The following is a 12,757-nucleotide window of genomic DNA, read 5'->3' as shown; positions in this document are numbered from 1 at the left end:
TATATCAGATTGCGGCAAACGGAAGCTTTGGATGCCAAAAACTCGATTGGGGTAGGGAGCACAAATTATGTTCAATGCCTTAATGGCTAATGAGAAAATTATTCCACGGCATGTAGCTCAGTTTATGCATGCACTTATGAATCTTTCTTCAGACGGCATGGTGATTGTGGATCTAGAAGGAAAAATCGTGGAGGTTAATGAAATATTTGGGAAGCTGCATGGATTTAGTAGAGAAGATCTTCTTGGAAAGATATTACCGTTAGAGCCTTTTGTAATTGAAGGAGATAAAGTTAGTCATTTTCATAAGGATGTTATCTTTTCACCTATATACGATGAACAAGGAAAAGTGATTGCCTTAATGGGGTTTGAAAAAAGTGAGAGATTAGAAAAATAATGAGTTTCCTTAGTACCCTATATGTAATTTAGTAAGAATCACTACTTTTGGCTCAGCCATGAGTAGTGATTTTTCGCTTTTTTACGTTGCTTCGTGTTCACAACCTCAAAAAATTCGACAATACAGGAGAAGATCTAGAGGATTTGATCTCCATTGGGACGATCGGATTGATCAAAGCGATCGAGTCATTTTCGCCGAACAAAGGGACCAAGCTCGCGACGTTCGCCGCTCGCTGTATTGAGAATGAGATCCTTATGCATCTGCGTTCATTGAAGAAAACGCGTAAAGATGTTTCCTTGCATGATCCCATCGGAACGGACAAAGAGGGGAATGAAATTACGTTGATCGACATCCTTGGCACGGAGGCCGATGATGTCGTGGATAAGGTTCAGCTTAAGATAGAGAAGAGTAAAATTTACCGTAATTTGGAAATTTTAGATGATCGGGAGAAAGAAGTCGTTGTTGGGCGGTTTGGGTTGGAACTAGGCGGGGAAGAGCGGACGCAGCGGGAGATTGCGAAGGAGCTGGGGATTTCGCGGTCGTATGTGTCAAGGATAGAGAAAAGGGCGCTCATGAAGCTGTATCATGAATTTTATAAAGCGAAGCGGTAAGGTTGATGAGTCGCATACTTCATTTATTTGGCATCAGATAATGGAGGCGAAGGGAATGACCCTAATCCAAATCGAGCATGTGAGCAAGTATTATGTTTTGGGCGGGGAAACGATTCGTGCCTTAGATGATATTTCCCTGGAAATCAATCACGGCGAGTTCGTAGCGATTATGGGCCCGTCGGGGTCGGGAAAGTCGACGCTGATGAATATCATGGGGTGTTTAGATGTTGCAGATCAAGGAGCTTATTTGCTGGATGGGAAGGCAATTAATCAGCTCAAGGATGCTCAATTAGCTGAGATTCGGAATCGGAAGATCGGTTTTGTTTTTCAGAGCTTCAATCTGCTTTCGAGATTAAATGCTTACGAGAACGTCGAACTCCCGTTGATATATCGCGAAATGAGCAAGAAAGAGCGAGAGCCACTTGTCATGGAGGCTTTGGAAGCAGTGGACTTAGTTGATCGCAGACGGCATCTGCCCTCGGAGTTATCCGGTGGGCAGCAGCAGCGGGTTGCGATTGCAAGAACGTTAGCAGGAGATCCGGCAATTATTTTGGCTGATGAGCCGACGGGAGCACTGGATTCGAAGACGGGCGCGGAGATTTTGGAGATTTTCAAGAGGTTGAATGAGCAGGGCAGGACGATTGTTTTGATTACGCATGACCTGGCTATTGCGCAGCAGGCGAAGCGTGTTGTGCATTTTCGGGATGGGCGGTTGACCTTAACTAAATGACATGCAAAGCTTACTCTCTTGCATGTTAATTTTTCACCATTGTCCTATAATATTAAGATGGGTTTCTTGAAGGCTCACGAAGTCCTGTTGTACCAATTTCATCCTCAGATACACATTGGCGGTTCGGGATGTGCAAACTGACGACGGTTTTTTTAAGGAGCTTGTACAACGGGTTAACACTTGCTTCGGGATAGGCGTCAAACTCATTGAAATCAGAAAAGAATTCAGTAACTAGCGGACTTTAAAAAAGGTATACCTCCTCATACTTCGAGGAGAGTATACCTTTTTGTTATTTATGTCTTCTGGAGTAGGCCAGCTCACGTTTTGTTTTTATCAATCTTATATTGAGACAACGATACGCCGAAACGTTTTTTGAAAATGGTGTAAAAATAGTTTGTCTCTTCCAAACCGCATTGATCTAAAATTTGCTTGGTTGAAAGATTGCTGTTGTCCAACAGTTGTTTAACACGATTCATTCGCACGTCGGTAATATACTCTGAAACGGATTTACCTGTAGCTTCTTTGAATAATTTCCCCAAATAAACGTTTGACATTTGAAACTCGTCAGAGATGATACGTAGATTTAAGTTACTATCACGGTATTGTTCCTCGATCACTTTTATGATTCTTGAAATAATCGAATTGTGTTTATTAAGTTTATTTTGTTCCATGACGCGAATGATTTCGGAAAATAGGGATGAAAAGGTTTCATGAATTTCTTCAATGGTTTCAAACTGCTCTATATTTCTGGAAACAATCTGAAATAGTTCTGATTGTTGAAATTCATGACTTTCCAAAATGATATTAAAGGTTGTTCTCAACATGAAGCTGAGCTGCATAATTGACGAAAGCAAGTTTTCATAAGTCGTTCCGGAAAGATGACTAATAAATTCGGAATACGCTTCCTTGGCCTTGTCCAAATGGCCCAATTTCAAGGAGTCAAGCAGCAATTTGGCCTTACTCTCGGGAAAGGAAATTAGTGTTTCCTTGATCGAACTTCGAAAAATTGGAGTTAGGAAGCTACCGTGACCTGCGATGATCCGATACGAAGATAGTGCCAATGTATCGGAATAAGACTCATAAAGTTGCAAGTAGGAATTGACAGGTATGCTTAGAATTGCGGAAATCGATAGTTTCAGGTACTGGTTTACAGCTTTTTGTGCTAATTCGATAAGCCCCTTTAAGGCGCTTTCTGTAGTATCAACATTCTCTGAAGGGCTGATTTCCAACAGCAATAGGAGCTGATCGTTTTCCAGGTAAATGGTTTCCAGTTTATATTCCTCGGACAAGATTTCATTGACGATGTTAGCAATGCCGAATTTTAAGAGCCAACGGTCTTTTTCATCATATCGGTCGAGGAAATCGCGATAGTTGTCCAGGCGAAGAAGTAACAACCTAAGCGGGCCATTTAGATTCAAATGTATACCAAGCTCTTTTTGAGAAACCCGCAACGCTTCTTGATCAACATACCGGATACCAAGCAGTATATCTTGCAGCCACTTGTTTTTTAAGGGAGCGAGCTGTTCTCTTTGTTTGTTTTCCCATTCATTATTTTTCGTAATCATTTCTTTGAAAACGTTTTGCAGAAAATAGATGTCATTTGTCGAATGATCCTTATGATGAGCGCTTGTGAGATGTTCTTTAACGGTCTCTACAAGTCTACCGACAGGAATATAAAGCGATCTTGACATGATGAACGAGAAAAATAAACCGAGACCCAGGATCGTTAGACATATCCAAAGCGTAGAGGTTTTGATTGAATCAACTGTGCCAATAAATGTTGTATATGAAGTCAAACTAATAAATTTCCATTTTGGTTTATCGGATGAAACAAAGGTAACTTGATAATTTTGACCGTTCAGATTCGTTTTAAAGCTTCCCGATTCTTGATCAGCTGCAAGTAAAGTTTGGATATATGATTCTTGTTTCGCGCTGTGCAGAAACATGCTTTCTGATGTATGGTTGACAATCGTTCCTTTGGAATCGATCACGATAATTTCGTTGCCGGAACCTGCCATTTTGGCATTCAATGAAGCAATCAGATCCCGAAGCACACTTGCTTTGATATTGATGACAGTCGCATTGCGCGAGGATGGATTCGTTTCCAGACTGTCGAGCATGATATAGGTGTATACATTAGCAAGTTCCGAAACTGTTGCGGCTTGGGATTTTGGGATTTTTCTGGCAATAGGCATTTCGGCAAGTGAGTCTTTGTTCACCGTTTGCAACAATGATATAATGTCTTGATCGTAGAAATCTTCTTTTGTATAAAAATTGCCCGTCTCTGTGGATACGATACGGTTCAAAGCGAGATTGATCGTATATACGGAGTGTACATAATCGTGCGGAAGTGAAAGGCTATCAAGGTTGCGCAATGCTGCTCCGAGCGTAACCATATCGTTTTCCTTATTATGCAGCAGAACGGATGTATAAGGGCTCATGATAACGGTATTTATAAATTTGCTAACCAAAGTATCCATGTACTTCATACTGTAGCTGGTTTGAGACAGGATAGAAGTATTCATTCGGTTGATATTATCCAAAGAAGCCGTAAAGAAATTTTGATAGAGAAGCGACGATAGTCCTATAATCAAAAAAGTAACCGTTACTGTAAGAGTTAACAACATTTTTGCAAATAAGGTCTTGCGAGGAGATTTATGAGGGATTTCCATGCTCGAGTTAACCTCCTTAAAGATAGTTTATTGTACTTCTCATTTCTCCAAGACCATGGTTTTATCCTTCACAAAGTTTTCACGATATATAAATAACTATACAATTTGTAGAAAAATGCATTTTTTGATGGAATGAAGAATGTAGATAACTGGAAAATAGGTCTTATAAATTCCATTGGAGGATTAAACTTGATGAGAAAAAGGGAGTCCAAGCGGTCTGAATTGATTTTGGCAATCCTGTTTGCAACGGCATCATTGATTTCAGGATGTGGCTCCAAGGAACCAGCCAAAGATATGCCTGGGACAACTGAACAAGTCGGGGCAACTCATCTTCCAAGTCAGAAAGATCTGGCGCAAGTAGAACTGGTTTATTACTTCCCTTCCCCGCCGCAAAAGGATTTGCAAGCCATTAATGAAGAGTTGAACAGATTAATTAAACCCAAAATAAATGCCACAGTTAAGTTGAACATGATTGACCTTGGGAATTATGATCAGAAGATGAACTTCATGATCGCTTCAGGCGAACCATTCGATCTGGCGTTTACATCGACATGGATCAACAACTACTTTCAAAATGCTTCCAAAGGAGCCTATGTAGCGATAGACGAATTGCTTGATAAGTATGGCCCCCAAACAAAAGCAGGTGTACCGGCTCATATATGGAATGCTGCCAAAGTGAACGGCAAGTTGTATGGTGCGATCAACTACCAGGTTATGGCTACCAGCTATGGATTCGATGTACAAAAAGAACTCGCTGATAAATATCACTTTGATTGGAAGAATGCAAAAACATTTGAAGATCTGGAGCCTTTTCTGAATGCTGTGAAAAAAGGGGAGACTAATAAGATTCCGCTGGAATACTCGAAGACTGGAGACATTTTTGTAGGTGCCCCACCATTGTATGGTTTCGATATTATCGGTGATCAAAGAATGCCCGGCTGGGTTCGTTTGAACGATAAAGACTTGAAAGTAGTCGACCAATACGACACATCGGAGTTCAAGAAACTCATTGCACAATCCCGAAAGTGGTATGAAAAAGAGTATTTTCGAAAAGATGCTGCCACAACGAAAGAGATAGCAGCTGACCGAAAAGCAGCCAGATATGTAATGGCGATGCCAGCATACCAAACGCTCGATTCGACTGAAGATTCTTTTAGTAGTGGGGGGTTGAAAGCGATAACTGGGGTGGAATGGTACAGAAAACGTATTACCAAGCCAATCATAACGACTGACCGTGCAGCGGCGACAATCACGGCTATCTCCCGAACATCCAAAAATCCGGAGCGGGCTATGATGTTTCTTGAACTGATGAACAGCGATCCGCAAGTTGCCAATTTATTAAACTTCGGTATCGAAGGCAAACATTATAAGAAGATATCCGATACACGTATAGAGCGGATCAAAGATAGCGGATATGATCCGAACTTTCCATGGGTATTCGGAAATAATTTGATCTTATGGAAAACGGAGAACGATGCATCTGATGCGACTGAAAAGTGGGATCAATTGAATAAAACTTCCGATTTATCTCCAATCCTCGGTTTTACTTTTAATACGGAAGCTGTCAAATCGGAAATCGCGCAGTGCCAAGTCGTGATCGATCAATATTTATCTGCACTGACGACAGGAACGGCCGATCCTGACAAAATTCAACCGGAATTTATCGACGAGCTGAAGAAATCCGGTGTCGATAAGGTTATCACCGAGAAACAGAAGCAGTTGGACGAATGGCGTAAAGCTAACGGGAAATAGCAAAAAGTCTTCAAAACCACTCGGGTTTTGGAGACTTTTTCATTTTCTGGAGATCGCTTGGATGCGTGGACAGCGGCAAAAAAATAAATGCGATTTCTGAAGGTGCAGAATTTAGAGAAAAGTTTAAAAAAAGTAGATGCACGTTCTTCAAACTTTGAAGAATTCATGTATTTCTGTTGTTCAGGATATACGCTCACTTTGCTTATGATAGCGATAGAATGGAAACGAAGTGAAATTATGGTAAGCCTAGAGATCTATGGTACATCTCAATAATCAACAAACAAATGAAAGTGATTTCGAAGATATGAAAAAAAATGATTTTATACTGACAATTAACTTTGTCATTTTTTTGCGCTACACGTTACAAAATGTATCATATCAATGTCTATCAAAGGGGGTGTTGGACTTCTGACACTTAACTAATCATCCAAGCGTTTTAATCAAAGAAATAGGAGGAATTCGATGTTCAAAAAAAAGCTATTTGCTTTCCTATCGGTATCATTCGTAGTTACTTTATTGTCTACTGGGTTTAGTACACCAAGGACAGCCGAAGCTGCTGAAGCTGCCGGGGCTGCCCAAGTTGCAGAAATGAATCTAACGCAATATGTAAATCCGTTCTCAGGCTCCGATTTTGCAACAGCAGATCATGGGACCGGGGGCGGCGCAGGGATGACTTTTCCGGGAGCTGCAGTTCCATTTGGCATGATTCAATGGAGTCCGGATACGACCTGGGGGGACAGCCATATGGCGGCCTGCAACTCATCCCCCTCTGCATTGGCAATCACAACAAAGGCGATTTGCTCGCAATCCAATTTAAAGCCAAATCTGTAACCCAGGCAACAAGCACCACAATTTCTGTTGATCATGGGGGGGGAGACAAGCATCCGATCCTAGTATGTAGAGCAATAAAGATCCATATCAGTAGATGTACAGAATTTGAACAAGCCAGAATATTGGGAAGATGGGCTTTTGAAATTGAAGGCTTGTGGCTTAATACGGTCGAAACTTCGCTTAGAACCTCCATGAGTGTTCTCGTATCTGCCAAAGCGATTTCAGGTAAGCTTGTCGAATTGCTTGCGGAACGTGAAGGAACTTGAAGGCGGGATTGATGGAACAAAGCACGTATTTTTGTAAGCGTTGCCATCTACTTAGACAACAAAGTTATTTACTCAATGAGATGGATATAATCTAAAGAAATCGATTTGGAGGACATTTATGAAGTGGAAAAAGAAAATATCGTTGACGCTTATGCTCCTTATGGCGGTCAACTGCTTTAGTACTTTAGGCGCATCGGCTGCTCCTGCAAACGGGTACCCGGAATGGAATAACAATCCGGATATTTTCCAGGTGAACCGAGAGCCTGCACATGCCAGCTTTATTCCGTATGGTGATGTGCCCTCTGCCTTGCGGGGAGCGGACATGATATCTGCGATGACGGAGCATCTGTCCCCTTTCTACCAATCTCTCAACGGTCAATGGAAATTTAACTTCGCGAAGAACCCTGATGCTCGTCCTTTAGACTTCTACAAAGATAGCTATGATACGAGTTCATGGAATGAGATTAAAGTACCTGGCGAATGGCAAATGCAAGGTTATGATTTCCCCATAGTTACCAATATTACGTATCCGTTCTGGGGCAATGGCAACTCCAACAATGTTCAGCCGCCTGTCGCTCCTACGGAATATAATCCGGTAGGATCATATAAGCGCACATTTACGGTTCCGGACAATTGGTCCGACCGGAAAACCTTCATTTCCTTCCAGGGAGTAGAAACCGCATTCTACGTGTGGGTTAACGGCCAAAAAGTCGGATACAGTGAAGATAGCTATTCACCCAAAGACTTTAACATTACCCCGTATCTGAAGTCCGGCGAGAATACGCTTGCTGTTGAAGTCTATCGTTGGTCGGACGGCAGTTGGCTCGAAGACCAAGATTCCATACGGTTAAGCGGCATTGTGCGTGATGTGTTTCTTTTCAGTACGCCTTCGGTTCATATGCGGGATTTTGGCGTCGTTACGGATTTGGATGCTTCCTATCAGGATGCTGCGCTAAATCTGAAAGTAAACGTCAAAAATTATAACGATGGCACCACGCCGGCCAATCATAAAGTAGAAGCGATGCTGTATGACGCCAACAATCAGCCGGTATTTAATGAGCCAGTCATCATGGAAACAGCGTTTGGCAGCAATTCTGAGGTTCAGGTCAGTTCTTCCAAACTAGTCGCCAATCCTAAGAAATGGTCGGCTGAAGATCCGAACCTGTATACGCTTGTCCTGAGCTTGAAAGATTCTTCCGGCAATGTAATCGAAACGGCTGGTACACGAGTCGGTTTCCGGGAATTTGAAATCAAGACGATGTCCGATGGCAGTGGCAAGCAGCAAATGAAGCTCAACGGCAAGCCAATTATGATCAAAGGTGCTAACCGTCACGATACAAGCCCCGATACGGGGAAAGCGACCAATCTGGATCTGATGATCAAAGATATCGAATTAATGAAGCAATACAACATGAATGCGGTTCGTAGCTCTCACTATCCGAGCCATCCGTTCTGGTACGATCTGACGAACAAATACGGTCTCTATGTGCTCGATGAGGTCAATTTGGAATCGCATGGCGTATTGGACACAGTTCCGACCAACAAACCTGAATGGGTGGAAAACATAAAGGATCGCGCAAACAGCATGGTCCAAAGGGATAAAAATCATCCTTCTGTCATCATCTGGTCATTAGGCAATGAAGCGGGCTCCGGCAGTGATTTCAAAATCGAATCCGATTTTATCCGCAGTCTCGATCCTACCCGTCCGATTCATTACGAGCAATACAACGATAAGACCGTAACGGATATGGTCAGCAATATGTATCCGCATGTCGCGGAATTGGAAACGTATGCCAAGAGCAGCGATCCAAGACCGTATATTATGTGTGAATATGCCCACGCCATGGGTAACAGTAACGGTAGTGTGCAGGATTACTGGGATGTGATCAAAAAGTATCCGAATCTCCAGGGTGGATTCATCTGGGATTGGGTCAATCAAACGCCACGCATACGGTATTTGACAGACGCAGGCGGAACCTATCAAGCTAAATACACGGGAACTGTTATAGACAATGACGGTGCTGCAAGCGGCGTTCTTCAGCCGAACGATGCAAGCATCGCTACAATGACGATGCCGAACGATGCGAAATACAATCTCACAGGACCGCTCACGCTGGAAGCTTGGGTCAAACCGTTAATGAATGTTTCGGACAGTCCGATCATTGCCAAAGGGGATAAGCAGTTCGCTTTGAAAATGGCTGGCACGACCAAATTGGAATTTTTCGTTTATAAAAATGGCTGGACATCAGTCTCCGCAGCATTGCCCGCGAACTGGTTGAATAACTGGCATCATGTTGCCGGTTCCTATGACGGAGCGAACTTAAATCTTTATGTGGACGGTACTGTCGTCGCAACGAGAGCTTTCACAGGCAGCTTGAGCTCCAACAGCTACCCGCTTACCATCGGTACGGATAAGGAGACAGGCCGCTCTTCCCGAATGAGCTTCGATAAAGTACGCGTTTACAATCGCGCATTATCGTTGACGGAGCTAAACGATGATACGCGTACAGCAGATGCAACTGCTGTCTTGTGGCAGGATTTCAATACAGAGAATGCCATGCCTCTTGAGAAGCACGAATTCTTCGGCTACGGCGGAGACTTCGGGGATATAAATAATGATGGTACAACACTCGCTGATGGTCTTCTCCAGGCAGACCGCACGCCAAAGCCGCAGCTTTCCCAAGTGAAGCATGTTTATCAAAACATTCTCGTGAAAGCCGCAGATCTTGCGAAAGGCAAGGTCGACATCCGAAATGAATTCCTGTTCACCAATGTCAACGCCTACGATGCAAGCTGGGAATTGCGAGCGGATAACGAAGTCATTCAGCAAGGCATTTTGGACAATCTGGATATTCCCGCTTTGACGACGAGACAAATTACAGTTCCTTACAGCTTGCCGACGGCTGAACCTGGCGTTGAATACTGGCTGAATTTCAGCTTCAAATTGAAATCGGATACGCTGTGGGCGAAGAAAGGTCACGAGATCGCGAGTCAGCAGCTAAGCCTATCCATGAATGCTCCTCAGCAACCGTCCGTCGATCTTTCTACATTGCCGGCGTTGAATGTGCAGGATCAAGGAACACAAGTAACGATTAATACTACTGATTTGCAGATCAATTTCAACAAATCAACAGGCACAATCGATACTTTCAAATATCTAGGTAAAGACTTGATTAGACAAGGTCCGACGCCTAACTTCTGGAGAGCGCCTACCGATAACGATAAAGGCAACGATCCTAACAGAACCGCAACCTGGAAAAATGCCGGAAAAAACAGAAACGTAACCAGAGCAACTGTCACCCCAATCGGGGATAAAATTGTACGCATTGATGTGGAAGGAACGCTGCCAACGACGACGGTTTCCTCCTATAAAACGTCTTATACAATCTTCGGCAACGGCGACATCACGGTGGCCAATTATATGAAGCCGGGCTCCAGTTCGCTTCCGGATATGCCTGAGGTCGGAAACATGCTGACGATTCCGCAAGAGTTTGAGCATATTACCTGGTATGGCCGCGGACCGAACGAAAACTATCAGGACAGAAATTCCGGTTCTGATGTCGGGATGTATAATAGCACCGTAGAAGCGCAATTTTTCCCTTATATTCTGCCTTCGGAAACGGGCAATAAAACCGATGTGCGTTGGGTTGCTTTGACGAACGACGCCGGATCGGGTCTGATGGCAATCGGTGCTCCAGTCATTGAGGCTAATGCGCTGCACTACACGCCGGATGATCTGACTGGACCGGCGCATCCGTATCAAGCGACTCATCGCGATGACATCACGCTTCGCGTCAACTATAAGCAAATGGGCGTTGGCGGTGATGACAGTTGGAGTGGCAAAGCCAGACCTCATGATGAATACAGGCTGTTTGCGAATAAGGACTATAGTTACAGTTATACGCTCAGACCAATTGCCGCTCATACAGCGGATTTGATGCAGCTGAGCAAATCCGTGACGACGATCAATCTGGTGAAATCCATCCAAGTAAATGGACTAGCGTTGGACGGATTCGATCCTGAGAAATTAAGCTACACGTACAATATTTTTCGCGGCAATAACCAAGTGCCGACGGTTGATGTGCAATCATCAAACAACACGGTAAAGGTACAAGTGACTCCTGCAGCAGATGTAAACGGCAAAACCGTCATTACCGTATCCTCTGCAGACGGCCTCATCACCAAGACGTATGAAATTCAATTCAAAGTGGTTGATCATTATTTGAGCGACATGGATTGGGTAAGTGCAACAGTCGGTTGGTCCTCGATCAAAAAGGATAAGAGCATCGACGGTAATTCGCTTCGCCTGAGAGGCCCGTCAGGAACGGTCACCTATGCGAAGGGAATCGGCACGCATGCGAATTCCGAAATCATTTATAACTTGGCAGGTAAAAATGTTGAATCCTTCTCGGCGGTCGTTGGCGTTGACCAAGAGGTTGGTGGCACAGCAGGCTCGATTGTGTTCCAGGTGTTCCTGGATGGAGTCAAGGCTTTCGATAGCGGCATGATGAGCGCAACGACGGTTTCCAAAGCGGTTAATCTGGATGTAAAAGGTGTGAAAGAACTGAAGCTGGTCATCAGGGATAATGGCGACGGCAACGGTAATGATCATGGAGATTGGGCAGACGCCAAGCTCATTCCAAGCAAAAACCCTTCTGCTGTTCTTAGCGGTGAAAGCTTGGTAAAGTCTAACCAGCCGTTTGACCTTGCTTTACGATTGGACAGTGTTACACAAAGCGTGTATGCGCTTGACTTTATCGTCAATTACAATCCGCAGCAAGTCCTTCTCAATGATGTTACTTCCATGCAAGATCAATTTGACATCGTTGAGAAAAAAGAGCTAGAGCCAGGCAAACTCAGAGTGTTGGCGGCAGCTCTTGGTTCCAGCATTCAATCAGGCGAGAATCTGCTAAAACTAGCTTTTACAGCAAAAAATGAATCGGTTACGCAATCAACATACACTGATATTTCCGTAAGTACTTTGGTTATTGCTGACAATCAAGGAGCAGAAGTGAACGTTAATGGTAACCAGTTTAGAATTAACATTGAAACGATTCACAAAGATGCTTTAATCACAGCGATTGCTGATGCACAAGCCAAATACGATGCGGCTGTAGAGGGCAGCAAACCTGGACAATATCCGGCTGCAGCGAAAGCGGCGTTCTTGGCTGAGATACAGCAGGCCAATGCTGTCGCGAACGCTGCGACTGCCGACCAGACGCAAGTGGATCAGGCATTGAATAACTTGACGGCGGCAGTTCGAGCCTTCGAAGCGTCTGTCAATACGAGCCTTCCAGGCGATATGAACGGTGACGGCAAATTTACAATTGGCGACCTGGCTAAGGTCGCACGGGCATACGGTAAAACGTCCGCTGATTCAGATTGGGATCTTTACAAGTATGCAGATCTCGTACCGGACGGCAGAATTGATATCGTAGATCTGGCCTATATGGCAAGAAAAATTATTGAGTGATCATTTTTGATTACGTTTCATCTATCGC

General features: G+C 43.8%; 7 protein-coding genes. 6 read left to right on the top strand and 1 reads right to left on the bottom strand.

Translation table 11 applies throughout. The features are described from left to right. The first annotated feature begins 67 nt into the window (after positions 1-67). From GC098_RS28540 to GC098_RS28530, 3 genes are all read left to right on the top strand, one after another. A complete protein-coding gene (locus tag GC098_RS28540; protein ID WP_171646598.1) occupies positions 68-394 on the top strand; it encodes a PAS domain S-box protein in 327 nt (108 codons plus the stop codon). 65 nt (positions 395-459) lie between these two features. After that, complete coding sequence (gene sigK / locus GC098_RS28535) at positions 460-1,005, top strand: RNA polymerase sporulation sigma factor SigK (protein ID WP_171646596.1); 546 nt, start codon at positions 460-462, stop codon at positions 1,003-1,005. A 55-nt stretch (positions 1,006-1,060) separates the two neighbouring features. Continuing rightward, entirely contained in the window at positions 1,061-1,735 is a 675-nt protein-coding gene (locus tag GC098_RS28530) for an ABC transporter ATP-binding protein (RefSeq protein WP_171646594.1), read from the top strand. 317 nt (positions 1,736-2,052) lie between these two features. On the opposite strand, the gene GC098_RS28525 is transcribed toward GC098_RS28530, so the two are convergent. After that, positions 2,053-4,407 (bottom strand): helix-turn-helix domain-containing protein, encoded by a 2,355-nt coding sequence (locus GC098_RS28525; protein WP_171646592.1) that lies wholly within the window; start codon positions 4,405-4,407, stop codon positions 2,053-2,055. Positions 4,408-4,599: 192 nt separating this feature from the next. Between GC098_RS28525 and GC098_RS28520 the strand changes: the two genes are divergently transcribed. From GC098_RS28520 to GC098_RS28510, 3 genes are all read left to right on the top strand, one after another. Continuing rightward, positions 4,600-6,159, top strand: coding sequence for an ABC transporter substrate-binding protein (locus GC098_RS28520; RefSeq protein ID WP_246359026.1), 1,560 nt, complete (start codon positions 4,600-4,602; stop codon positions 6,157-6,159). Positions 6,160-6,621: 462 nt separating this feature from the next. After that, complete coding sequence (locus GC098_RS28515; RefSeq protein WP_171646588.1) at positions 6,622-6,990, top strand: hypothetical protein; 369 nt, start codon at positions 6,622-6,624, stop codon at positions 6,988-6,990. Positions 6,991-7,374: 384 nt separating this feature from the next. Further along, positions 7,375-12,729, top strand: coding sequence for a glycoside hydrolase family 2 TIM barrel-domain containing protein (locus tag GC098_RS28510; RefSeq protein WP_171646586.1), 5,355 nt, complete (start codon positions 7,375-7,377; stop codon positions 12,727-12,729). Positions 12,730-12,757 lie beyond the last annotated feature (28 nt).

This window comes from Paenibacillus phytorum (genome assembly GCF_013141715.1).
Lineage (GTDB): Bacteria > Bacillota > Bacilli > Paenibacillales > NBRC-103111 > Paenibacillus_E > Paenibacillus_E phytorum.
This window is presented reverse-complemented; position numbering and strand designations above follow the sequence as displayed.

Coding starts and splice junctions, on each gene's coding strand:
- GC098_RS28530 (WP_171646594.1), top strand. CDS start 1,061: ATGACCCTAATCCAAATCGAGCATGTGAGCAAGTATTATGTTTTGGGC.
- GC098_RS28540 (WP_171646598.1), top strand. CDS start 68: ATGTTCAATGCCTTAATGGCTAATGAGAAAATTATTCCACGGCATGTA.
- GC098_RS28520 (WP_246359026.1), top strand. CDS start 4,600: ATGAGAAAAAGGGAGTCCAAGCGGTCTGAATTGATTTTGGCAATCCTG.
- GC098_RS28510 (WP_171646586.1), top strand. CDS start 7,375: ATGAAGTGGAAAAAGAAAATATCGTTGACGCTTATGCTCCTTATGGCG.
- GC098_RS28525 (WP_171646592.1), bottom strand. CDS start 4,407: ATGGAAATCCCTCATAAATCTCCTCGCAAGACCTTATTTGCAAAAATG.
- GC098_RS28515 (WP_171646588.1), top strand. CDS start 6,622: ATGTTCAAAAAAAAGCTATTTGCTTTCCTATCGGTATCATTCGTAGTT.